Origin of the sequence: Mycobacterium sp. GA-1285, assembly GCF_001499905.1 — a bacterium.
GTDB lineage: Bacteria > Actinomycetota > Actinomycetes > Mycobacteriales > Mycobacteriaceae > Mycobacterium.
Genome location: NZ_LQIS01000009.1, coordinates 1 through 22,881, shown reverse-complemented (window position 1 = coordinate 22,881; position 22,881 = coordinate 1). Strand labels below are relative to the sequence as shown.

Here is a 22,881-nt window from a genome sequence, read left to right as displayed (position 1 = left end):
GCGCCCAGCCTAGGTGGGGGCTGCCGGAGGCGACAACATAGCTGATCGAGCGGCACGGCAGCGGTTGGTTACCAGTCCGCCTCGTCGTAGATGACGACGCCGCGGATGTTGCGGCCCTCGAGCATGTCCTGATAGCCGGAGTTGATGTCCTCGAGGCGGTAGGTCCTGGTGACCATGTCGTCGATGTTCAGCAGACCGGACTTGTACAGGCCGATCAGCTTGGGAGTCTCGATGTGCGAGCTGCCGCCGCCGAAGATGTTGCCCTTCAACGTCTTCTGCAACATCGTGAACAGGAACAGGTTGAGTTTGACGTCGACGTCCATCATCGAACCCATGCCCGTCACGACGCAGGTGCCGGTCTTGGTCGTCAGCGTCATGGCTTCTTCGATGTACTCACCCTTCATCTCGCCCACCGCGATGATCGTCTTGTCGGCCATGACGCCGTGGGTGAGGTCGATGATCGGGGCGATCGCCTCGGCCATCGACGGGTAGGCGTGCGTGGCGCCGAACTTGATCGCCTGGTCGCGCTTCCATGCGTTCGGGTCGATCGCGACGACGTTGCGGGCGCCGGAGATCACCGCGCCCTGCAGTGCGCTCATGCCGATGCCGCCGACCCCGACGATCACGACGGTCTCGCCGGGTTGGACGTCGGCGACGTTGGTGGCCGACCCGAAGCCCGTCGGCACCGCGCAACCCAGCAGCGCCGCCGACTCGAACGGGATGTCGTTGTCGATCTTGACGACGGAGTCCTTGTGCACGGTCATGTACGGCGCGAAGGTGCCCAGCAGGTTCATCGGCGAGACCTCGGTGCCGCCGGCGTGCACCCGTGAGGTGCCGTCGGCGATCGCCTTGCCGCCCAGCAGCACCGCGCCGCGGTCACACAGCGAGCGGTGACCCTTGAGGCACGGTGCGCATTCGCCGCACGCCGGGATGAACGCGAGGATGACGTGGTCGCCCTCCTCCAGGCCGGTGACGTTGCGGCCGACCTTGGTGACGACGCCGGCGCCCTCGTGTCCGCCGAGGGCAGGCAGCCCGATCGGGGTGGCGCCGGTGGTCAGGTGGTAGTCCGAATGGCACATGCCCGCGGCGTGCAGGCGAATCTGCACCTCGTCGGCGACGGGGTCACCGATCTCGATCTCGTCGATGCGGAACGGCGAGTTGAGCTCCCACAGGAGCGCGCCCTTGGTCTTCATGGCCGCCGACTATAGAACACGTTTCAGAAGGGGTGCTAATCCGGTCTTGAACAGCGCAGACAGGCGCTTCGGGCCGTCGCGGACCAGATCCAGCCGACCGTCCCGCGGTGTCGACCCCGGCTTCCGGCGTCACGGCGTAATACGCTGCCCGCGATGAGCACACCTTCGCCGAGATGGCGCACCGTGCGGGCGCTCGCCATCTCCCTGGTGGCGTTGGCGGTGCTGATGGCGGGCAGCCTGGCGCTGTACGCGTCCAGCAGGCACTGGGCCGAGGACGGTCTGCAACTGGGCGACTTCGACAAGCCCGACCGCGTCGACCTGACGCTGTGGGTGAATCGGGTCGACACCGCGACATTGACCGCGACGGCGACGGTCACCGACATCGTGCCCAACGGGACGTACGCCGACGCGGACGGACATCTGGATCTGGCCACCAGGCTGGAGAGCAACTCCTTCACCAACCCCTCGGTCGCCCTGCCCAGCGGAGAGGCCGTCTCCGTCATCGAGCAGAAATTCGGCCTGGCCGGGATTCCGACCGACTACCCCTTCGATCGCTACAGCGCCTTCATGGCGCTCAACGTCGTCGCCGACGACGGCACCGTGCTGCCCACGACGATCACCGTGTTCAACAACGACGCCTTCTTCCGGGTCGCGCTGGCGAAGGACCCCGATGTCGACGGCGACGGCGTCGACGCGGATCTCTTCATGCAGCGCAGCACGCCGACCCTGGTGTTCGCGGTGTTCGTCATGGTTCTGATGTTGGGGTTGGCCGCGGCGGCCGTCACGGCGTCCTATTACGCACTGCGGTGGCGCAGGGGTCTGGTGCTGCCGGCCTGCTCGATGATGGCGGCGATCCTGTTCGCATTGATCCCTTTTCGGAACGCCGTCCCGGGCGGCCCGCCGATCGGCTCGCTCATCGACTTCGCGGCGTTCTTCATCGCCGAGGGCGTCATCTCGATCGCGTTGATCACCAGCGTCGTGCTCGGCTACCGGCACGACATCGCCTATGAGCGCGCCGAAGCCGCCAAGGTGGGGTTGACCATCGACGAGTACACGTTGGGCCGCAAACCGTAGATCAGGCCGTATCGGCGAGCCCGAAGGCGGCGAAGGTCGTGGCGTGGAAGGCCACGACATGCGCGATGCCGTGCGACGTCACCTCGAGCACGTGCAGTTGAAACGCCTCGTGAACGCCGGTCTCCCGGTTGAGCATGTAAAGCGCCGCGGCCGGCTGACCGTTGGCGGTGGTCCGGACGAACCGCATGTCGCCGGCACCCTCGGCCGGGCAGTGCGTCTTGCTCAACAGCACGATGTTCTCGGGGCCCTGGTACCAGCCGTCGAACGGCGGCATCTCCCACACGGCATCGGCGGTGAACAACTCGACCAGCTTGTCGATGTCGTAGCTCTCGAACGCGGCGATATAGCGCGCCAGTAGGTCCTGGGCCTCGGGCGACTCCGGCGGCCGCAGCTCGTCGTCCTCACTCGGACCGACGGCGTCCAGTTGTGCGCGCGCACGTTGCAACAGGCTGTTCACCGCCGCCGTCGACGCGCCCACCGCATCGGCGACCTCGGACGCCTTCCACTGCAGCACGTCGCGCATCAGCAGGACGGCACGCTGCCGCGGCGGGAGGTGCTGCAGCGCCGCGACGAACGCCAGCCGCACCGATTCGCGGGAGCCCACGATGACGGAGGGGTCGGCCGGGTCGTCGGCTTGGTCCGGCAGAGGCTCGAGCCACGGCACCTCATCGCGCGCGACGATGTCGTCGAGCGGATCCGAACTCGGGGCCCCCAGACCCGTCGGCAGCGGCCGGCGCTGCCTGCTCTCCAGCGCCGTCAGGCAGGTGTTGGTCGCGATCCGGTACAGCCACGTGCGCACCGACGATTTGCCTTCGAATCCTTTGTACGACTTCCACGCACGCAGGTAGGTCTCCTGCACCAGATCCTCGGCGTCGTGCACTGAGCCGGTCATCCGGTAGCAGTGCGCGATCAGTTCCCGGCGATACCGCTGGGCGTCGGCCAGGAAGGCATCTTCAGCGCCGCTGTCATGAGCCTCGTCGTCGACATCGTGGGCCAGGACCGTCACGCCGCCGAGCTTAATCAGTGGGTCCGACAACGGATAGTCTCGCTGCGTGGCCACGACCCGCAGCGAACGCAGCTTCGACGGTATCGGCGGTGTGCGCATCGTCTACGACGTCTGGACTCCCGAGGGAGATCCGCGTGGCGTGGTCGTCCTGTGCCACGGATACGCCGAGCACGCCCGCCGCTACGACCACGTCGCAGAGCGGTTCGGCGAGGCCGGTTTGATCACCTACGCGCTCGACCTGCGCGGCCACGGCCGCTCCGGTGGCAAACGGGTCTATCTGCGCAACATCGGGGAGTACACCGGCGACTTCCACACCCTGGTGACGATCGCGACCGAAGAGCACCCCCGGCTGCCACGCATCGTCGTGGGCCACAGCATGGGCGGTGGCATCGTCTTCACCTACGGCGTCGAGCACCCCGACGACTACACCGCGATGGTGCTGTCCGGACCCGCCGTCTACGCACACGACGCGGTGTCACCGGTCATGATCGCGGTCGCCAAGGCCCTCGGCAGCGTCCTGCCGGGGCTGCCCGTCGAACAACTGCCCACCGAAGCGGTGTCGCGGGACCCCGAGGTGGTGGCCGCGTACATGGCCGACCCGATGGTGCACCACGGCAAGCTCCCCGCCGGGGTAGCCAAGGCGCTGATCAAGGTCGGCGAGACCATGCCGCAACGGGCATCCGCCCTCACCGCGCCGCTGCTGGTCGTGCACGGCGAACAGGACAAGCTGATCCCCGTCGCCGGCAGCCACTACCTCCTGTCGTGCGTCGCATCGACCGACGCGCACCTGAAGGTCTATCCCGAGCTCTACCACGAGGTGTTCAACGAGCCCGAGCGCGACCTCGTGCTCGACGACGTCACCTCCTGGATCGAGGCCAAGCTTTGAAAGCGGTTGTCGCCGCGGCGCTTTCGGTGATAGTCGTGCTGTCGGCGTGCTCTTCGGCCGACGACATGGGATGGGTCGACCAGAACGTCACCTTCACCGCAGACGGGTTGACCATCCACGGCACGTACCGGTACGAGACCCATGAGGCGGCCAGGCCCGCCGCACTGCTGATCTCCGAGAGCGGGGCCACCGACCGCAACGGCGACAACCACGTCGTCGGGCCGGTCGGCAACATGCGCCAACTCGCCGAACTGCTGTCCGACCTCGACGTGGCCAGCCTGCGCTACGACAAGGTCGGCACCGGCCAGACCGGGCTCGGACCGTACGCCCAGCGGCCCACCGAGGTGGTGAGCGCGGTCTACACCTCGGGCGCGAAAGCCGCGGTGCGCTACCTGGCCGACCAGTCGCGGACCGACGACTCCCGCATCTCCGTCTACGCGGTCGGCGAAGGCACCATCCACGCGATGACGCTGGCCGGCGACACCGGCCCCGGCGCCCCGAGGATCCACTCGCTAGGCCTTTTTGCGCCCCTGTCCGGCCGCTACCTCGACATCATCACCGACCGGGTTCGCGCCAACGCCACCCCGCAGACCTTGACCTCGTGGCTGGTGGCCGTCGAGCAGGTCCGCACCACGGGGACGGTGCCGGCGAACCTGCCCGAGGGCCTCGGCGCGATGTTGAACCCGGGCAACGTCAATGCGGTCGTGGCGGCCGACAAGATCGATCCGCTGACGCTGGCGGCCAGGGTGCCCGCAGGCACGCCGGTCCTGATGACCTGTTCGGACTCCGACGCACAGGCGTCGTGCGACTCGACCCGGCCCCTCGCCGACGCGCTGCGGCACACCGCGCTGACGGTCGTCGAGCTCAAGGGCGTCAACCACGTGCTGCGCGACGACCCGAGTGACAACGTCGCCAATTACGCCTCCCAAGACCCACTTTCTCCACAGGTTGTCGAAGCGCTGGACCGTTTTGTCGCCGGGAAACCCTAATCTTTGCGCCATGACGTGGAAGCGAGAAGCGAAGTGGATCGCGCATGAGTGACGACAAGATGCTGGCGCGCATCGCCGCCCTGCTGCGCCAGGCCGAGGGCACCGACAACCCGCACGAGTCGGACGCGTTCATGGCCGCTGCGCAACGATTGGCCACAGCCACGTCCATCGACCTGGCGGTCGCGCGATCGCACTCCGATCAGCGCACGAAGGCGCAGATGCCGGTGCAGCGCACGATCACCATCGGCAATGCAGGCACCCGCGGGCTGCGGACGTATGTGCAGCTGTTCACCGTGATCGCACATGCCAACGATGTGAAATGCGATGTGGCATCGAACTCGACATTCGTCTACGCGTACGGCTTTCCCGAGGACATCGACGCCAGCCATGCGCTCTACGCGAGCCTGGTCATGCAGATGGTCAAAGCCTCGCAGGCCTACATCGCCTCCGGTGCCCACCGCCCCACTCCCACCATCACCGCGCGGATCAACTTCCAGTTGGCGTTCGGCGCCCGTATCGGCCGGCGGCTGATCGAGGCGCGCGAGGAGGCACGGCGGGAGGCCACGAGCAGCCGCGACAGCCCACCGGGCACGGCGATCGCGTTGCGCGACAAGGACCTCGAGCTGCGCGACTTCTATCGCCAGACGTCCGAGGCACGGGGGACGTGGCGGGCGACCAGCGCGACGGCCGGCTACTCCTCGGCCGCTCGCCGCGCGGGCGACCGTGCTGGTCGCAACGCCAGGCTCGGGCCCAGCCCGGAACTGGCGAGTGCGCGCTCGGCGCTGCCCGGCAACGGACGCCGCGCCTCCGGGGAGTCGTGACCCCGCGCGACACCCAACGGGCGAAGGTGTACGCCGCCGAGGAGTTCGTCCGGACCTTGTTCGACAGGGCCGCCGAGCACGGTAACCGTGGCGTCGAGTTCTTCGGAACCTCGTTGACGCTGCCTCCCGAGGCGCGGTTCGCGTCGCTGGAGTCGGTGCAGCGCTATGTCGACGACGTGCTGGCGTTGCCGGCCGTGCGGCGGCGGTGGGCGCAGGTGGCTCCGCTCGGTGTGCGTCCCAGGCGGGGAGCCGCCGCCGCCCACTACGAGGTCGACGACGACGGCGATGCGGTGATCGCGGTCCCGCGGTCCCGAACCCGCTGGGCACTACGCGAATTGGTCGTGCTGCACGAGATCGCGCATCACCTGTGCGAGGCGGCGCCGCCGCATGGACCGGAGTTCGTGACCACCTTTTGTGAACTCGCCGACGCGGTGATGGGGCCGGAGGTAGCCCACGTGTTACGCGTGGTGTACGCGAAAGAGGGTGTGCGCTAGCGGTTTCGGTCGGTGATGTCGGCGACGGCGGCATCGATCCGGTCGCGGTCGGCCTCGAACGACGCGGTCGCCGCGGCACTCGCATTCTCGAGGGCCTCGTTGAGCCGCTTCTGGACCTCCTCGACACCGAGGCCGAGCAGCCCGTCCTCGATGACGGCGCCGGTCACGCGGTGGTGACCATCCAGCGTCACCCGCACGGTGTCGAGTTCGTCTGTGCCGGTGAAGGTTTTAGAGTTCATCCGGTGCAACTGCTCGTCCATGACCGACTGCAACTGCTGCGCCTGCCGTAGGACGGCGGCGACGTCGGGATGCATCTCGTCGGTCACGTGGCTTCTCGACTCTCACCGTCGGTGACCGGTCTGCGCCTGCGATTGCCGACGACCGCCTCGGTCCACGGCCGGTCCTCGGTGTAAAGATCCTCGTCGGGCGCCAGCCGGGGGTCGCGCCGTTTCTCCTTACCCGGCTGGGCGCCCGCACCGTGTGCCATCGGGGCCATGCCGCCGCCCATCGCCGCACCCGCGCGCCCGTCGGAAGCCGGTCCCGGTGCGGCACCCGCCGCGGCCGGCACGGTCGGCGCCGGCGCGACCGTCTCCGCCGTCACCGGCGCGGACATCGGCGACGGTGGCATGCCACCGCCTCCGGCGCCACTGCCTTTCCCACCGCCTCCGGCGCCGCTGCCCTTCCCGCCGCTCGCCCCGGCACCGCCGGCCGCCGCGGCTGGACGTAACCGTGGATCGGTCGGCGACTTCGGCCCCGGCGCCGCAGCACCACCCGGGCTGCCGCTCCCTCCCGAAGAAGCACCGCCGCCGGGCGGGACACCACCGCCGACCGGCGCACCTGCGCCCGACGGCGCGCCACCGCCGGCTTGAGCACCACCGCCGGCTCGAGCACCACGAGCCGGAGCACCACCCGAGCGCGCCCCAGGGTCGGCCCCGTTCGCCGTCCCGGACTGCTGTGCACCGTACGACGGCAGGCCCGAGAGCTGACCGCCCGGTTGCGCGCCGGTGCCTCCGGGCCCACCGACGAAGGCGGCACTGTCGGCGTCCGGGCCGGACGGCATCGCGGGTCGGACAGGTGAGAACGTCGCGCTGCTCGCATAGTCCTGGCGCACTTCGTCGGACCGCTGCTGCAGCTCCTGCATCCGCGTCTGGATCTTCGCTATCTCATTGGAAGCCGCGGCGGCGTTGCCCACGGTCGTCTGCGCCGCGAGCTCACGCAGCTGCGCCTCCAACGCCACATACTCGGTGTGGACGCCCGCGTGCTCGGCTTTCGCGGAGTCATGTGCGGCAACGATTTTCGCCGCCGCCTCCGCGAGGTCGTGCCACCCCTCGGCGAGCTGTTCCAGCCAGCCGCCGAACTCGGCCATCCTGGCGTAGGCGGCGTCGGCGGCCCGGCCCTCCCAGTCGCCGGTGGGCGGCCGCGGCGCGTGGTCCCTGACCCGGGTGCCGGCCAGAGCCCACTGCAGCATCGCCGTCTTCAGCGACGCGCCGTTGTCACCGGCGACCAGGTCGGCCTGCGTCTGGTGCACGTCGCTGTAACCGGCCGCATCGAGTGGCCGCGGAGCCCCGACAGGATGAGGAGGTGTGGGCGGCGGCGTCGCCGGGGCGGGCACCGCGATCGCCTCGATCGCCGCTTGGCGCGTGGGGTTCTCGATGGCCCGCCCGCAGGCCTCGTCGACCTTCGTGTAAGCGTCGGCGGCGATCTGCAGCATCTCGGCGATGCGCTCGTTCTCCGCCTCGGCCCACCGCTGAAACTCCAGCAGCGACTGCGCGTTCGCGTTCAGATTGGCGACCGCGGCGGCCGAGGACGGCAGCGCGTCCGGGGGCACCACCGCTTCTGCGACGGGGTTGTGCCACTGCGTCCCGCGCATCTCGACGGACTGCTTGGTGAGCTCCGCCGGTTCGACCCGCTGGATCTCGCCCATCGCTACCCCTGCGCCCGCATGTCGGCTCAGCCCTCGAGGACCATCTGGTAGCGGCTTTCCTCACGCGGATTGATCAGCCGTATCGGTAGCCGGCGATGCCGGGGGGTCTCGATGTGGTTGTCGCGCAATATCACCCGACCGATGCCTGGATGCGGGCTCAGGTACGTCGTCGCCCGCGGCCAGGCCACCTTGGCCTCGTCCCCGATCCTGGCGTCGACGTATCCGGCGAACTCGGTGAACTGTGGCGTCAGGGTGACGACCGCGCCCGCCGCCGCGGACCGCACGATGAACTGTGTGAACAGTCGGGAGTCGCCGAGGTTGACGCTGACGTCGACGTCGTCGAACGGCATGTAGACGGGGTACCGGTCGGCGGTCTCACCGATCAGGACCCCCGCCGACCCGATCGGCAGTTCGTAGTGGCGGTCACCGACCGGGCTGATGCCGTGCAAAGCCGCCCGCTGCCCGCCGAACAGAGACGAAAAGCCGCGCGGTGTGGTGGGATTCGCCAGGGTGGTCAATAGCACCGTCGAGCGCGGAGCCTCACCGGGCCGGATGCGGACCCTGGTGATCGTATGGTCGGCGCGCGCCGACCACCACACGTCCGGTCCGCCCGGCGCGGTGTAGGCGGCGGTGAACGTGCTGCGGCCCTTGATCGCCGACCACGTCTCACGCTCGAAGCTGATCTCGGTTGTCCGGTCGAGATCGTCGAAGCTGCGAGCGGGGCGGGCATCGATTCCGTGGCCGGCCAGTTGATCCGCGATCCGTGTCGCCGATGCCACCAGGTACCGGGCCAGCCCGGCGACTCCGGACTCGCGACGCTGCGACGACTTGCGCGTGGACTCGGGGTCGGCGCGCACCACGATCCAGGTGCGCCGGTTCGCCGGGGCCGGATACGGGCCGACCACCTGTTCGTAGAGCGAAATCAGCGCCGCGGGAGCGGTTTTGCCCACGCGATACCCCGATGACACCACGTCGGCCTCGAGATCCGGGCAGTGTGCGGCCACGAGTTGTTCGACGAGCCGGGTGTCGACGACATCGTCGGTGAACGCCGCACCGTTGACGATCACCGTCGGGGTGAACGGACGCGGCACCAGCTCGACGGCCGCCACCAGGTGGTCGTCCTGCCATCGCACGGCGACGTGATCGCCCGGCATCACGGTGGCGCCCACCGCGGGTTCGGACGGCCGCTGCGGAACATCGCGATGCCTGCGCCGCCACGCGAACAACGCCGCCATCCAACCGGTGATCCGCAGCCCGCGGATGGTCACCACCGAGCCGAGCGCGATCAGCACGGCGAGCGCGATCCCGAGCCACGACATGTTCAGCTCGGCGAACACCAGGATGGCCGCGGGGATCAGCGCAGCGGCCCAGATCGCATGGCCCGTCGTGAAGCGCAGGCCGAACATGCCGAGGATCCTGTTCATCGGCGCCTCAACGCGCGACGGGCCAGCGCTCCGAGCCCGAGTGCGGCCGCGAGCCCGACCCCGGCGATGACCACCGCGGTGATCGGCCCCCGATCCGGCGGCGGGGTGAACACCGGGGGCGGCAGCTCCTTCACCCGGTACTGCGCCTGCTCCGGACCGGCGGGCACGTCCCACGTCAGCGCGGCGACGGGGTCGACGGCGCCTGCGCCGACGTAGTTGTCGACGCCACCACCCGGGTGCCGCGCCGTCGCGGTGATCCGGTTCATGATCTGGGCGGGCGTGAGCGCGGGAAAGCGCTGCTTGAGCAAGGCCGCCAGCCCCGAGACGTAGGCCGCGGCGAACGACGTCCCGCTGATCGGAATCGGACCGTCCTGGCCCTGCAGCGCGTTGACCGGATTGCCGTCGTAGCCCAGCGCGACGAGGTTCTCGGCAGGCGCCGCGGCGCCCAACCAAGGGCCGGACATCGAGAACGTGCTCGGCTGGCCGTTGGGGGCGATCCCGCCGACCGTCAGCACGAGTGGTGAATACCAGGCCGGGCTGACGATCGTTTGTACCTGCTTCCAGCCGCGCGGATCGGTCGGAACCGCGGGGTCGGCGGGCGGGTTCTGCGCGCAATCCTGGCCGGTGTTGCCTGCGGCGACGACGATGACCGCACCTTTGACGTTGACCGCGTAGTTGATGGCGGCGCCCAGGCTGGTCTCGTTGATCGGGCGGGTGACCTTGTAGCAGGCCGCCTCGCTGATGTTGATGACCTGCGCGCCGAGGTTGACCGCGTGCACCACGGCGCGCGCGAGGCTGCGCAGCGATCCGGCGGTCTGCGTGGCGTTGGGGTCGTTGGGGTCCTGGCGCGCACCCACCGTCTGGAACGCCTCGGAGGTCTGCCGCAGCGACAGGATGCGGGCGTCGGGAGCGACGCCGACGAAGCCGTCGTTCGGCGCGCCCCTGCCCGCGATGATCGACGCGGTCAACGTGCCGTGCGCATCGCAGTCCGACATGCCCTTGCCGGCCTGGTCGACGAAGTCTCCACCCGGTTCGGCAGGCACCCGCGGTGAGCCGACGACACCGGTGTCGATCACCGCGACGGTGACGCCCGAGCCCGTCGCGAACTTCTGCGCGTCGGACAACCGCAGGTAGTCGTTCGCCCACGGTCGGTCGGCGAAGTTGGCGCCGGGAAACACCGTCGGAGTCGAGCAGACCCGGCGCTGCTCCATCGGCTGGTCCGGCCCGGTCTCATCCGGCGGCACCGCCGCGGGATCGATCGCCGGCGGCTCGATCGCCGTCGCAGGAGGGGCGGCGACCAATGCCAGCAGCAGCACCGCCGTCAGCACGCCGACGCGTTCGGTCATGCGCCGCACGCGCTACACACCTCCCCGACGGCCGGACTGGTCGGCGGTGTGCTGGGATGCGCGCAGCAAACTCGAATCCGCCCGCTGCGCAGGGCAAACTCTCACGTCACGCCGACGGGCCGATTGCACGCAGCCAATCTTAAGGGGCCGCTCGGGGGACTCAGCCCACTATCTGATGCCGCACGCCCGTCACCAAGGTTCGCCCCGTCGCCACCGGCGGCTTTTTCCTAGGTGACCGTCCAGGCACTAAGTAACAGCGATGTCCAGGCCGTCGACGTCGAGGGTGAGCGCCCCGGCCGGGTCGGCGCGGAACTTCCCGCTGCCCGCCGCCTCGGCCAGCCCGCCGGTGCCCGAAGCGATCCGGACCTCCGCGGTGGCCACGCCGTCGCGGTAGGCGCCGTCGTGCAACAGCACCAGGCCGCCGGTGGCGCCCACGATGGTTCCGGTGACGTGCTCGATGCCGACGAACAACGCGCTCTTGTCCGGCGCGTAGGCCAACAACCACTTGGTCGTCGACGTGCCCTGGATGTCGCCCTCGTAGCGTTTCGTGACGAGGGCCTCGGTGAGCTTGGTGGCCTCGTCGCCGTCCTCGAACGGCGTCTCGTCCCAGCTGGCGATCTGGAAGGTCGCCTCGATGTGTCTGCTCATGACGGGCGGATACCCGGTCGCCGGAGCGCAGAACCGAGAGCCGACCGGCAGCACTCCCGGCCACTGTGATAGTCAAGGCATCACGGTCGCGTTGCGTCCGCTAGCAGGTCAAACTATAGTCTGGACACATGTCCAGAAGGTTCGGAGTTGTTGCGTGACACGATTTGTCCAGCTCACCGGCCCTGGATTCGCCCGCTTGTGCGCATCGTCTTGAGTTGAACATGCGCATCGCCCTGTTGTCGTACCGGAGCAAGACCCACTGCGGTGGGCAAGGCGTCTACGTCCGCTACCTCTCCCGCGGGCTCGCGGAGCTGGGCCACGACGTCGAGGTGTTCTCGGGCCAGCCCTATCCGGAGGAACTCGATCCCCGCGTGCGGCTGACCCAGGTGCCCAGCCTCGACCTCTACCGGGAACCCGATCCGTTCCGGATCCCGTGGCCGAACGAGATCAAGACGTCGATCGACCTGCTCGAGCTGCTGACCACCTGGACGGCGGGCTTTCCCGAACCGCGCACATTCAGCCTGCGCGCCGCGCGGATGCTCGCCGAGCGTGCCGACGAGTTCGACGTCGTGCACGACAACCAGTGCCTGGGCACCGGGCTGCGCAAGATCGCCGGCCTCGGCCTTCCGGTGGTCGCCACCGTGCACCACCCGATCACCCGCGACAAGGTGGTCGACGTCGCCGCCGCCAGGTGGTGGCGCAAACCGCTCGTGCGGCGGTGGTACGGCTTCGCCGAGATGCAGAAGCAGGTCGCCTGCGAGATCCCCGAACTGCTCACCGTGTCGTCGACGTCGGCGGCCGACATCGCCGAGGACTTCGGTGTCGCGCCCAGCCAGCTGCACGTCGTGCCGCTGGGGGTGGACACCGCGATGTTCAAGCCCGCCGAGCGACGGGTGCGCAACCGCATCATCGCGATCGCCAGCGCCGATGTCCCACTCAAAGGTGTCCGGCACCTCCTGCACGCGGTGGCCCGGCTACGCGTCGAACGCGACCTCGAACTGCAGCTGGTCGCCAAGCTCGAACCGAACGGCCCGACCGAGAAACTCATCGCCGAACTCGGCATCTCCGACATCGTGCACAGCTCCAGCGGGTTGTCCGACAGCCAGCTGGCCGATCTGCTGGCCTCGGCTGAAATCGCCTGCATCCCTTCGCTTTACGAGGGGTTCTCGTTGCCGGCCGTCGAGGCCATGGCCAGCGGCACGCCCATCGTGGCCAGCCGCGCCGGTGCGCTGCCCGAAGTGGTCGGGGCCGACGGCGATTGTGCACGGCTGGTCACGCCCGCCGACGTCGACGAATTGACCGCGGTGCTGGGCGAACTGCTCGACTCGCCGCGTGAACTGGCCCGCCTCGGCGCGAACGGCCGCAGGCGCGCGCTGGAGGTGTTCAGCTGGCAATCGGTCGCCGCGCAGACGGTCGCGGTCTACGAGAAGGCGCGCGAACGGGTCGGCGCATGCTGACGGTCGACTTCGATCGGCTCGGTGTCGGCGCGGGCATGAAGGTGATCGACGTCGGATGCGGCGCGGGCCGCCACAGCTTCGAGGCCTACCGGCGCGGCGCGGACGTCGTCGCGTTCGACCACAACGCCGCCGACCTCAACGACGTCGACGAGATCTTGACCGCCATGCGCGAACAGGGTGAGGCGCCACCGACGGCCAAGGCCGAGACGGTCAAGGGCGACGCGCTCGATCTGCCTTATGCCGACGCCACTTTCGACTGCGTGATTGCCTCGGAGATCCTCGAACACGTGCCCGAGGACGAGAAGGTGATCGCCGAGTTGGTCCGGGTGCTCAGGCCCGGCGGAACGCTTGCCGTCACGGTGCCGCGGTGGCTCCCCGAGAAGCTCTGCTGGGTGCTCTCGGACTCCTACCACGCCAACGAGGGCGGGCACGTGCGGATCTATCACGCCGACCGGCTGCGCGACAAGGTGCTCGCCCACGGCCTGCGGCTCGAGCACACACATCATGCGCACGCTCTGCACTCCCCGTACTGGTGGTTGAAATGCGCGGTGGGAACCGAGAATTCGGATCACCTCGCGGTGAAGGCGTACCACCGGATGCTGGTGTGGGACATGATGAGCCGCCCGTGGCTGACCAGGTCGGCCGAGTCGCTGCTCAACCCGCTGATCGGTAAGAGCGTCGCGTTGTACTTCACCAAACCGGTGGGCGCCGGTGCTGACGCCTGAGCTCGACGGCATCCCGGGCGTCCCCGGGGTGCTGACACCCGAACAGTGCCGACAGACCGCCAAATCCATTGCTGCTACCCAGGAGTCGTCGGGCGCGCTGCCGTGGTTCGATGGTGGCCACACCGATCCGTGGGATCACATCGAGAACGCGATGGCGTTGACTGTCGCCGGACTGCTCGAGCCGGCACGCGCGGCGTTCGAGTGGTCGCGCGCGAACCAGCGTCCCGACGGATCGTGGCCCATCCAGTTGCGCAACGGCGTCATCGAAGACGCCAACAGTGACAGCAACTTCTGCGCCTACATCGCCACCGGCGTCTGGCACCATGTGCTGATCACCGGCGACCGGCGCTTTGCGGAGACGATGTGGCCGGTGGTCACCAAGGCGATTGACTTCGTGCTCGGTATGCAGCTCGGTGGCGGTGAGATCGCTTGGGCGAGAAGCACTTCCAGCATCGAACCCGATGCCCTGCTGACGGGGTGCGCGAGTATTTACCACAGCATCCGGTGTGCGCTGGCGCTCGCGGACTATTTCGACGACCCGCAGCCGGAATGGGAGGTCGCGGTGGGCCGGCTCGGCCATGCCATCGCCCACCATCCCGAGGCGTTCACGGTGAAGGACCGCTGGTCGATGGAGTGGTACTACCCGGTGCTGACCGGCGCGGTGCGGGGCGCGGCGGCCAGGCTGCGGATCGACGAGCGCTGGCATGACTTCGTGGTTCCCGGACTGGGTATCCGGTGCGTCGACGACCGGCCGTGGGTGACCGGGGCCGAAACCTGTGAGCTGGTGCTGGCTTTGGATGCGATGGGCGACACGATGCGTGCTCGGGAGCAGTTCGCCGCGATGCACCATCTGCGTGAGGACGACGGCTCCTACTGGACGGGTCTGGTGTTCGCCGACGGCAAGCGCTGGCCGGAGGAGCGTACGACGTGGACCGGCGCGGCGATGATTCTGGCCGCCGACGCGCTGTCGTCGACCTCGACCGCCAGCGGGATCTTCCGCGGAGCAGACCTTCCGCGCGGGCTCGAAGGCGAGTACGACTGCGAGTGCGCGACGAGCGACCGCTAGTCACAGCGGCTCGCCGGCCACCCCGTCCGTCCGCTCCAGCACCCGCATGGATCCGGTCGCGGAGATCTCGCGAAAACAGTTGGTGTCCAACGCTCGCCGATAGATGTGGAACGGCGCCTGGCCGCCCTCGTCGGGGTTGGGGAACACGTCATGGATGACGAGTGCGCCGCCCACCTGCACCCACGGGGTCCAGCCGTCGAAGTCGCGCTGCGCGGCTTCCTCGGTGTGGCCACCGTCGATGAACAACAGGCGCAACGGGGTTCGCCATCCCCGCGCCACGACGGGTGAGCGGCCGACGATCGCGACGACGTGGTCGTCCAGGCCCGCGGCGTCGAGCGTGTGCCGCGCCGTCGGCAACGTGTCGAACAATCCGGTGACCGCATCGACCATCGACTCGTCGTGGTACTCCCACCCCGGTTGGTGTTCTTCGGAGCCGTGGTGGTGGTCGACGGTGTAGATCACGCCGCCGGTCTGTTGCGCGGCGGCCCCGAGCAACACGGTCGACTTGCCGCAGTACGTGCCGATCTCGACGCCGATGCCGTCGCCGAGGTACTTCACGGCTGCCTCGAACAAGGCCCTGCCCTCGTCAGGGGGCATGAATCCGGTGACCTGCTCGGCCAGGGCGAAGAGTTCGTCTGTGGTGCGCATCGGTATCGAACCTACTCGGAGCGAATCGTTGCTGGTGCAGGGGCGTTGTAGTAGCGTCCGGACATGTGTCCGACACGGCCCTGGAGTCGACTCGGCGCCGTCTGACCGCCAAACAGGCGGACACCGTCGACCGCCTGGGCCGCGCCGCGGTCGAACTCCTCAGCCGCGAGGGCTTCGCCGGTCTGACGGTACGACGGGTGGCCGCCGACGCCGGCGTCGGCGCTGCCACCGCCTACACTTACTTCTCCTCCAAGGAACACCTTGTCGCCGAGGTGTTCTGGCGCAGGCTCGCGGCGTCTCCACCGGCGGCGCACGCGTCCGACGACCGCGCCACCCGGGTCACCGAGGTGCTGCGGCACATCGCGTTGCTGGTCGCCGACGAACCCGCATTCGCCGGTGCGGTGACGACGGCGCTGCTGGGACGCGATCCCGACGTCGAGGTGCTGCGGTTGCGCATCGGCCGGGAGATCCGCGATCGCCTCGCCGCGGCCGTGGGCGCCGACACCGCTCCCGACGTCGTCGACACGCTGGAGATGCTGTACTCGGGTGCGCTGGTGCGCGCGGGCATGGGATACGCCTCTTACGCCGAAATCGCGGAGCGACTGGAGAAATCGGCGCGGCTGATCCTCGGCTGATCGTCAGCGCGAGCCGAGGATCGCCACCGACGCGGTGATCGCCGGTTCGATGATGCCGCGCAGATCGCGCCCGTCCTCGACGAAGAGCGCGGTCAACTCCCGCAGGCCGCCGAGGATGATGAGGGCCAGGGGACGCGATATCGGAGCCAGGTCTGCGCGTTCGAAGCCGGGAGTGCTGCTGATTCCGACGAGCATGTCGGTCAGGTGATCCATGGCGTGCCGGTGCAGCGGTTGCGCTGCCGTCCCCAGCGCGGGCGCCTCACGAATCCAGGCCAAGGTGATCGCCGGTCGCGAGGCGATGTGGTCGACATAGGCCGTCACCGCCAAGCGGATCTGATCGCGCCAGTCGGCCTCGGGCTCCGCCGCCGCGCGGATGCTGGCGATCATCGTCTCGTTGTTGCGGCGCAGCAGTTCGATAAGGCATTCCTCTTTGCTCGCGAACTGTTCGTAGAACGTGCGCTTGGAGGTTCGCGCATGCCGCACGATGTCGGCGACGGTGGTGTCGCGGTAGCCGCGTTCAGCGATCGAGGCGGCGATGCCGTCGAGCAAGCGGTCCCGGAACGCGCCGTCGGCCGCGGTATGCGCGCCGCTGTCCAGCGCAGTGGTCATACCGCCTCCTCGACACCCTTGCGTCTGCTGGTACCAAGCGGTACCGTACTACACAATCCTGCGGTACACCGTAGTACCGAGGGAAGTTGCGGGGAGCGTCATGAGCGAAGCTTTGAGCGATACGCCCACATCTGCTGCGTCGTCGTCGCCTGCCGCGATCAACCTCCCGCCCAAGCCGCCGATCCCCAAGCCTCTGCTGGGTATCGCATTCTCGATCTCCCGGCGTTGGACCGCCGCGCGGATCGCCCGCCGCTACGGCCCGGTCTTCACACTGAATGTCCCTGTCTTCGGCCGCACGGTCGTCGTCGGCGAGCCGCAGCTGGCCAAGCAACTGTTCATGGCCGACACCGACGACGTCGGCAACATCCAGCCGAACCTGTCGCGGGTGCTCGGCCCCGGTTCGGTGTTCGCGCTCGACGGGGCCGAACACCGGCGTCGGCGCCGGTTGCTGACACCGCCGTTCCACGGCAAGAGCGTTCGCAACTACGAGAAGATCTTCGAAGAGGAGACGCTGCGCGAATCGGCGAACTGGCCGGAGGGTCAGGCGTTTCCGACTCTGGAGCCGATGATGCGGATCACCCTCAACGCGATCCTGCGCGCGGTGTTCGGCGCCGATGGTGAGCAGTTGGACGATCTGCGGCGGATCATCCCCCCGTGGGTGACGCTCGGTTCGCGGCTGGCGGCGTTGCCCGCGCCCTCACGCACCTACGGCCGCTTCACTCCGTGGGGACGGCTGGCCGAGTACCGCAGACAATACGACGAGGTCATCGACAAGCTGATCGACCGGGTGACGGACGATCCCGGCTTGACCGAGAGGACAGACGTTCTGGCGCTGTTGCTGCGCAGCACCCACGAGGACGGTACCGCCATGTCCCGCAAGGACATCGGCGACGAACTGCTGACCCTTCTCGCTGCCGGACACGAGACCACCGCCTCCACTCTGGCCTGGGCGTTCGAGCGGATCATCCGCCACCCCGATGTGCTGGCCAGGCTAGTGTCCGAGGCGCAGACCGACGGCAACGACTACCGCCAGGCCGTCATCGCAGAGGTGCAACGGTCGCGCACCGTGATCGACTTCGCAGGGAGACACGTCTACTCCCCGACTTTCGAGTTGGGCGAATGGATTGTCCCGCAAGACTATACGATGCTGGCAAGCATATCGCTGATGCACGACAGGGCAGCCGAGTTTCCCGAGCCCGAGCGTTTCGACCCGCAGCGCTTCCTCGGGGAGCGGCCGCCCACGTTCAGCTTCATCCCGTTCGGCGGGGGCACCCGCAGGTGTGTCGGCGCCGTCTTCGCCAACGTCGAGATGGACGTGGTGCTACGAACCGTGTTGCGCCACCTCGTGATCGACACCACTACCGCGCCTGCGGAGAAGATGCACTCGCGCGGTGTGGCTTACACCCCGAAAAACGGCGGGCGCATCGTCGTGCACCGCCGTGGAAGACCGCTCGCGCAGGAGGAGTGAACGAACCGATGACCAACGCAACCGCCGCCGCCCAGCAGGCCGTGGTCACGCCCGGCAAGATGCCGCCGGCGGTACCGCTGCCCAAGGCCGTTCAGATGGTGTTGATGGCGGGATTCCGCCGCTGGTATCTGGGCAAGGCGCTCGAGCGATACGGTCCGGTGTTCGCGATCAATGTGCCGTTCTTCGGCCGCACGGTGGTGATCGCCGACCCCGCGCTGATTCGGACAGTCTATCTGGCCAGCACCGACGACCTGATCAACGTCCAACCGAACCTCAGCCGGATCTTCGGCCCCGGTTCGGTGTTCGCGCTCGACGGGGTCGAGCACCGCAAGCGTCGCAAGCTGCTCGCACCGCCGTTCCACGGCCAGAGCATCAAGAACTACGAGAAGATCATCGAGGAGGAGACGCTCCGCGAGATCACGGCCTGGCCCGAGGGTGTCGAGTTTCCCACCCTCGAACCGATGAACCGGATCACGCTGAACGTCATCCTGCGCACCGTGTTCGGGGCCGACGGCGCCGAACTCGACTATCTGCGCGAGATCATCCCGCCGTGGGCCAAGCTCGGTTCCCGCATGGCGACGCTGCCCGAGCCGCCGTTCAAGACCGGGCCCTACACGCCGTGGGGTCGCCTGGAGAGGTTCCGGCGCGACTTCGACCGCACGGTCTTCGCGCTGATCGACAAAGCGCAGGCCGATCCCGCCCGCGAGCAGCGCACCGACATCCTGGCGCTGCTACTCGGCAGCACCTACGAGGACGGCACCCCGATGTCGCACCAGGACATCTCCGACGAGCTGCTCACCCTTCTCGGCGCGGGCCATGAGACGACCGCGTCGACGCTCGGGTGGGCGTTCGAACGCTTGCGCCGCCATCCCGCGGTGCTGGCCAGGCTGGTCGAGGAGAACGACGCCGGCGGAAACGAGTACCGGCAGGCCTTCATCAACGAGTTGCAGCGCAATCGGACCGTCATCGACTTCTCGGGCCGCCACGTCCTCGCACCGCATTTCGACGTCGGGCAGTGGCGGATCCCGCACGGTTACACCGTGCTGGTCTCGCTGGCGAACATGCACACCAACCCGGACGTGTTTCCCGACCCCGAACGCTTCGATCCCGACCGGTTCCTCGGCAAGCGCCCGCCGGCGGCCTGGGTGCCGTTCGGTGGGGGCACCCGCCGGTGCATCGGCGCCGCGTTCGCGAACGTCGAGATGGACGTCGTCCTGCGAACGGTGCTGCGCCACTTGGTGATCGAGACCGACGACGCGCCCGACGAGAAGGTGCACTTCCGCGGCATCGCGTTCACCCCGAAGGACGGTGGCCGCGTCGTGGTGCGCCACCGCACCTGACGCGCTACTGGCTGGCCGTTTCGCGCTTTGGCAGCTTCCAGCCCGGCCGCGGGAAATGGCACGTGTAGCCGTTCGGGTAGCGCTCCAGGTAATCCTGGTGCTCGGGCTCGGCCTCCCAGAAGTCGCTCGCCGGCGTCACCTCGGTGACGACCTTGCCCGGCCACAGCCCCGACGCGTCGACGTCGGCGATGGTGTCCAGCGCGACGCGCTTCTGCTCGTCGTCGAGGTAGAAGATCGCCGACCGGTAGCTGGTGCCGACGTCGTTGCCCTGACGGTTCTTCGTGGTCGGATCGTGGATCTGGAAGAAGAACTCGAGCAGCGCGCGGTAGTCGGTCTGCGCGGGGTCGTAGACGATCTCGATGGCCTCGGCGTGGCCGGGATGATTGCGGTAGGTGGGATTGGCGTTCTCGCCGCCGGTGTAGCCGACGCGCGTGGACACCACGCCCGGCTGGCGGCGGATCAGATCCTGCATGCCCCAAAAGCAACCGCCCGCCAGGATCGCTTTTCTGTAGCTCATTTCTGCGCCTCCTCGTTCACGAACAGCTTCCTGTACTCGCCGTAACCCTCGGCTTCGAGGTCCTCGAGGTGGACGAACCTCAGCGAAGCGGAGTTGATGCAGTAGCGCAACCCGCCCTCCGAGCGGGGCCCGTCGGTGAAGACGTGGCCGAGGTGGCTGTCGCCGTGCGCCGAGCGCACCTCCGTGCGGATCATCAGGTGCGAGAAGTCGCGCTTCTCGACGACGTTGGCCGCTTCAATCGGACGGGTGAAACTGGGCCAGCCTGTCCCGCTGTCGAACTTGTCGACCGAGGCGAACAGCGGCTCGCCGGAGACCACGTCGACGTAGACACCCGGCTCGTGGTTGTCCCAGTACTCGCCGGTGAACGGCCGCTCGGTGCCGTTGCGCTGCGTGACGCGGTACTGCTCCGGCGAGAGCGCGTTCACCGCGGCGGGGTTCTTGTTGTATTGCCGTGTCATAGTGCCTGTATAACCGTCGAACCGACCGCCGTGTTCCGGCCGCGGATTACGGTTGTGTGATGCGCACGTTCCTCGCCCTCATGGCCGCGGTACTGGCCGTTTGGATGGCCCCGGCGGCGTCGGCGGAGACAGCGGTGCTGCCGGAGCGGCCCGGCTATCCAGGCCTGGTGTTCGTCGACAACCCCGCGATCGTCGACGCGCATCCGATGCGAGCCGAGTCGTTCAACCGCGTCGCCGGCGACCGCGCCGTCGGGGTGCACTTCACCACCGGCACCCCGCAGTGCTACGGAGTGCACGCGACGGTCCAGGAGACTCCCGAAACCGTCACCGTCGAGCTCCTCGGCGGCACGCTGCCCGAAGCCGTGGACCGCCCGTGCATCATGATCGCGGTGTCGGGGATCCTCGACGTTCCGCTGCAGGATCCACTGGGCAGCCGTCCGGTGCTCACCGCGTTCTGACCCTCGACAAGCTCGTTAGAACGTGTTCTAGTTCTGGTGTGACGGGCAGCACCTTCAGCCGCGACGAACTCGCCGCGGCGTTTCAGCAGTTCGAGGCGACGGTCGACCGCGCCGCGCAGACCCGCGACTGGGATCCCTGGGTCGACCAGTACACCGACGACGTCGTCTACGTCGAGCACGCGGCAGGCACCATGCGCGGCCGCGAACAGGTGCGCCCCTGGATCTGGAAGACGATGGAGTCGTTTCCCGGGAGCTACATGACGTCGTTCCCGTCGCTGTGGACCGTGATCGACGAGGCGACGGGCCGGATCATCTGCGAGCTCGACAACCCGATGCGCGATCCCGGTGACGGCACCGTCATCAGCGCCACCAACATCTCGATCGTCACCTATGCCGGCGACGGGCTGTGGCGTCGGCAGGAGGACATCTACAACCCGCTGCGGTTCGTCAAGGCGACGGTGAAGTGGTGCCGCAAGGCCGCCGAACTCGGCACGCTGCCGCCCGAGGCCGAGGAGTGGATGAAGCAGTACGGGGGCAGCAAGTGAGCAAGCTGGTCATCGGGGCCAACGGTTTCCTCGGATCGCACGTCACCCGGCAGCTGGTGGCCGCCGGCCATGACGTGCGCGTCATGGTCCGCCCGAATGCGAACACCACGAGCATCGACGATCTGCCCGTGCAGCGTTTCCTCGGCGACATCTGGTACAACGACACGCTGCGCGCGGCCATGACCGGAGTCGACGACGTGTACTACTGCGTCGTCGACACGCGCGGTTGGCTCAAGGACCCCACGCCGCTCTTCTATACGAACGTCGAGGGCACCCGCAACGTGCTCGAGGTGGCCAAGGACATGCATCTGCGGCGGTTCGTCTACACCAGCAGCTACGTGACGGTCGGGCGAAGGCGCGGGCACGTGGCGACCGAGGACGACGTGATCGTCGACAAGGGTCTGACGCCGTATGTGCGCTCACGGGTGCAGGCCGAGACGCTCGTGCTGCGGTATGCGCGCGAGCACGGCCTGCCCGCGGTGGCGATGTGCGTGTCGACCACCTACGGCGGCGGTGACTGGGGCCGCACCCCGCACGGCGCGATCATCGCCGGGGCGGCGTTCGGCAAGTTGCCCTTCGTGATGAGCGCTATCGAACTCGAGGCGGTCGGTGTCGACGACGCGGCCCGCGCGATGATTCTCGCCGCGGAGCACGGCCGGGTCGGGGAGCGGTACCTGATCTCGGAGAAGATGATCAGCAACGCCGAAGTGGTGCGCATCGCGGCCGAGGCCGCGGGAATGCCTGCGCCGACGAGGTCGATCCCGCTGCCGGTCTCGTACGCAATGGCCGCGCTTGGCACCGTCAAGGCGCGGATGACCGGAAAGGACCAGAAGTTCTCGCTCGGCTCGCTGCGCCTGATGCGCGCGGAAGCGCCGGTCGATTGCAGCAAGGCCCACCGCGAATTGGGTTGGCGGCCAAGGCCTGTCGAGGAGTCGATCCGTGAGGCGGCTCGGTTCTGGGCCGGCCTGCGGGATGCGCGCCGCACGAGCAGTCGCGCGCGAAACTGAAGATATGCACGAAAAATTCGCGACTTCTCGTGCAGAAGTTCAGTTTCGGCGGCTAGCGGCTGGCGGCTAGTGTCCTGAGTCATTAATTTGTGAGCAGTAGTTGCCGATGCTGGCTAGGATTTGGTCGGCGGTTTTGGTCCAGA

25 protein-coding genes are annotated in these 22,881 nt (G+C 68.3%); 14 read left to right on the top strand and 11 right to left on the bottom strand.

Annotation, left to right across the window (positions count from 1 at the left end; genetic code table 11):
• Nucleotides 1–68: 68 nt before the first annotated feature.
• The gene (locus tag AU193_RS07075) at nucleotides 69–1,193 is read right to left on the bottom strand and encodes an NDMA-dependent alcohol dehydrogenase (RefSeq protein WP_064421660.1); all 1,125 of its coding nucleotides are present in this window, start codon (nucleotides 1,191–1,193) and stop codon (nucleotides 69–71) included.
• 153 nt (nucleotides 1,194–1,346) lie between these two features.
• On the opposite strand from AU193_RS07075, the gene AU193_RS07070 reads away from it, so the two are divergent.
• Nucleotides 1,347–2,267 (top strand): DUF4436 family protein, encoded by a 921-nt coding sequence (locus tag AU193_RS07070; protein WP_064421659.1) that lies wholly within the window; start codon nucleotides 1,347–1,349, stop codon nucleotides 2,265–2,267.
• Nucleotide 2,268: 1 nt separating this feature from the next.
• Here the strand turns inward: AU193_RS07070 and AU193_RS07065 are convergent, their stop codons facing one another.
• Nucleotides 2,269–3,303: a sigma-70 family RNA polymerase sigma factor gene (locus AU193_RS07065; protein ID WP_064421658.1), complete on the bottom strand. Its 1,035-nt coding sequence runs from the start codon at nucleotides 3,301–3,303 to the stop codon at nucleotides 2,269–2,271.
• 16 nt (nucleotides 3,304–3,319) lie between these two features.
• On the opposite strand from AU193_RS07065, the gene AU193_RS07060 reads away from it, so the two are divergent.
• From AU193_RS07060 to AU193_RS07045, 4 genes are read left to right on the top strand one after another with little or no spacing between them, the layout of a single operon-like run.
• Nucleotides 3,320–4,159: an alpha/beta hydrolase gene (locus AU193_RS07060; RefSeq protein ID WP_064421657.1), complete on the top strand. Its 840-nt coding sequence runs from the start codon at nucleotides 3,320–3,322 to the stop codon at nucleotides 4,157–4,159.
• Nucleotides 4,156–5,148: a hypothetical protein gene (locus AU193_RS07055; RefSeq protein WP_064421656.1), complete on the top strand. Its 993-nt coding sequence runs from the start codon at nucleotides 4,156–4,158 to the stop codon at nucleotides 5,146–5,148. Before AU193_RS07060 ends, AU193_RS07055 begins: the two co-directional genes overlap by 4 nt.
• Nucleotides 5,149–5,192: 44 nt before the next feature.
• Nucleotides 5,193–5,969 carry a DUF2786 domain-containing protein gene (locus tag AU193_RS07050; RefSeq protein WP_064421655.1) on the top strand — a complete coding sequence of 259 codons (777 nt, stop codon included), beginning with the start codon at nucleotides 5,193–5,195 and terminating at the stop codon, nucleotides 5,967–5,969.
• Nucleotides 5,966–6,463, top strand: a complete 498-nt coding sequence (locus AU193_RS07045) for a TIGR04338 family metallohydrolase (protein ID WP_064421654.1) — start codon at nucleotides 5,966–5,968, stop codon at nucleotides 6,461–6,463. Before AU193_RS07050 ends, AU193_RS07045 begins: the two co-directional genes overlap by 4 nt.
• On the opposite strand, the gene AU193_RS07040 is transcribed toward AU193_RS07045, so the two are convergent.
• The 5 genes from AU193_RS07040 to AU193_RS07020 form a co-directional block, all read right to left on the bottom strand.
• Nucleotides 6,460–6,789 carry a YbaB/EbfC family nucleoid-associated protein gene (locus AU193_RS07040; RefSeq protein ID WP_253867671.1) on the bottom strand — a complete coding sequence of 110 codons (330 nt, stop codon included), beginning with the start codon at nucleotides 6,787–6,789 and terminating at the stop codon, nucleotides 6,460–6,462. The two genes, AU193_RS07045 and AU193_RS07040, sit on opposite strands and share 4 nt — an antisense overlap.
• The gene (locus tag AU193_RS07035) at nucleotides 6,786–8,387 is read right to left on the bottom strand and encodes a hypothetical protein (RefSeq protein ID WP_064421653.1); all 1,602 of its coding nucleotides are present in this window, start codon (nucleotides 8,385–8,387) and stop codon (nucleotides 6,786–6,788) included. The genes AU193_RS07040 and AU193_RS07035 overlap by 4 nt, the downstream gene beginning before the upstream one ends.
• A gap of 26 nt (nucleotides 8,388–8,413) precedes the next feature.
• Nucleotides 8,414–9,811, bottom strand: a complete 1,398-nt coding sequence (eccE, locus tag AU193_RS07030) for a type VII secretion protein EccE (protein ID WP_064421652.1) — start codon at nucleotides 9,809–9,811, stop codon at nucleotides 8,414–8,416.
• Nucleotides 9,808–11,157, bottom strand: coding sequence for a type VII secretion-associated serine protease mycosin (gene mycP / locus AU193_RS07025; protein WP_064421759.1), 1,350 nt, complete (start codon nucleotides 11,155–11,157; stop codon nucleotides 9,808–9,810). Before mycP ends, eccE begins: the two co-directional genes overlap by 4 nt.
• Nucleotides 11,158–11,403: 246 nt before the next feature.
• Nucleotides 11,404–11,805 (bottom strand): DUF3224 domain-containing protein, encoded by a 402-nt coding sequence (locus AU193_RS07020; RefSeq protein WP_064421758.1) that lies wholly within the window; start codon nucleotides 11,803–11,805, stop codon nucleotides 11,404–11,406.
• 221 nt (nucleotides 11,806–12,026) lie between these two features.
• Between AU193_RS07020 and AU193_RS07015 the strand changes: the two genes are divergently transcribed.
• Genes AU193_RS07015 through AU193_RS07005 form a run of 3 tightly spaced genes read left to right on the top strand, consistent with a single transcriptional unit; the run spans nucleotide 12,027 to nucleotide 15,053 of the window.
• Nucleotides 12,027–13,262 (top strand): glycosyltransferase family 4 protein, encoded by a 1,236-nt coding sequence (locus tag AU193_RS07015; RefSeq protein ID WP_064421651.1) that lies wholly within the window; start codon nucleotides 12,027–12,029, stop codon nucleotides 13,260–13,262.
• Nucleotides 13,256–13,987, top strand: coding sequence for a class I SAM-dependent methyltransferase (locus tag AU193_RS07010; RefSeq protein ID WP_064421650.1), 732 nt, complete (start codon nucleotides 13,256–13,258; stop codon nucleotides 13,985–13,987). Before AU193_RS07015 ends, AU193_RS07010 begins: the two co-directional genes overlap by 7 nt.
• Nucleotides 13,974–15,053 carry a prenyltransferase gene (locus tag AU193_RS07005; RefSeq protein WP_156425146.1) on the top strand — a complete coding sequence of 360 codons (1,080 nt, stop codon included), beginning with the start codon at nucleotides 13,974–13,976 and terminating at the stop codon, nucleotides 15,051–15,053. The genes AU193_RS07010 and AU193_RS07005 overlap by 14 nt, the downstream gene beginning before the upstream one ends.
• On the opposite strand, the gene AU193_RS07000 is transcribed toward AU193_RS07005, so the two are convergent.
• Nucleotides 15,054–15,701, bottom strand: coding sequence for a class I SAM-dependent methyltransferase (locus tag AU193_RS07000; protein ID WP_064421649.1), 648 nt, complete (start codon nucleotides 15,699–15,701; stop codon nucleotides 15,054–15,056).
• 65 nt (nucleotides 15,702–15,766) lie between these two features.
• Here AU193_RS07000 and AU193_RS06995 point away from each other — a divergent pair, with 65 nt between their 5' ends.
• Nucleotides 15,767–16,336, top strand: a complete 570-nt coding sequence (locus AU193_RS06995; protein WP_064421648.1) for a TetR/AcrR family transcriptional regulator — start codon at nucleotides 15,767–15,769, stop codon at nucleotides 16,334–16,336.
• A 3-nt stretch (nucleotides 16,337–16,339) separates the two neighbouring features.
• Here the strand turns inward: AU193_RS06995 and AU193_RS06990 are convergent, their stop codons facing one another.
• Nucleotides 16,340–16,945, bottom strand: a complete 606-nt coding sequence (locus AU193_RS06990) for a TetR/AcrR family transcriptional regulator (protein ID WP_064421647.1) — start codon at nucleotides 16,943–16,945, stop codon at nucleotides 16,340–16,342.
• Between the two features lie 100 nt (nucleotides 16,946–17,045).
• Between AU193_RS06990 and AU193_RS06985 the strand changes: the two genes are divergently transcribed.
• Complete coding sequence (locus AU193_RS06985) at nucleotides 17,046–18,413, top strand: cytochrome P450 (RefSeq protein ID WP_064421646.1); 1,368 nt, start codon at nucleotides 17,046–17,048, stop codon at nucleotides 18,411–18,413.
• An 8-nt stretch (nucleotides 18,414–18,421) separates the two neighbouring features.
• A complete protein-coding gene (locus AU193_RS06980; RefSeq protein ID WP_064421756.1) occupies nucleotides 18,422–19,753 on the top strand; it encodes a cytochrome P450 in 1,332 nt (443 codons plus the stop codon).
• Nucleotides 19,754–19,757: 4 nt separating this feature from the next.
• On the opposite strand, the gene msrA is transcribed toward AU193_RS06980, so the two are convergent.
• Nucleotides 19,758–20,270, bottom strand: a complete 513-nt coding sequence (msrA, locus tag AU193_RS06975) for a peptide-methionine (S)-S-oxide reductase MsrA (protein WP_064421645.1) — start codon at nucleotides 20,268–20,270, stop codon at nucleotides 19,758–19,760.
• Entirely contained in the window at nucleotides 20,267–20,728 is a 462-nt protein-coding gene (gene msrB, locus AU193_RS06970; RefSeq protein ID WP_064421644.1) for a peptide-methionine (R)-S-oxide reductase MsrB, read from the bottom strand. Before msrB ends, msrA begins: the two co-directional genes overlap by 4 nt.
• 59 nt (nucleotides 20,729–20,787) lie before the next feature.
• Between msrB and AU193_RS06965 the strand changes: the two genes are divergently transcribed.
• The 3 genes from AU193_RS06965 to AU193_RS06955 are packed head-to-tail and all read left to right on the top strand — an operon-like array spanning nucleotide 20,788 to nucleotide 22,738.
• Nucleotides 20,788–21,186, top strand: a complete 399-nt coding sequence (locus AU193_RS06965; RefSeq protein WP_064421643.1) for a hypothetical protein — start codon at nucleotides 20,788–20,790, stop codon at nucleotides 21,184–21,186.
• Nucleotides 21,187–21,224: 38 nt separating this feature from the next.
• Nucleotides 21,225–21,731, top strand: a complete 507-nt coding sequence (locus tag AU193_RS06960) for a nuclear transport factor 2 family protein (protein WP_064421642.1) — start codon at nucleotides 21,225–21,227, stop codon at nucleotides 21,729–21,731.
• Nucleotides 21,728–22,738: an NAD-dependent epimerase/dehydratase family protein gene (locus AU193_RS06955; protein ID WP_064421641.1), complete on the top strand. Its 1,011-nt coding sequence runs from the start codon at nucleotides 21,728–21,730 to the stop codon at nucleotides 22,736–22,738. Before AU193_RS06960 ends, AU193_RS06955 begins: the two co-directional genes overlap by 4 nt.
• Nucleotides 22,739–22,881: the final 143 nt, after the last annotated feature.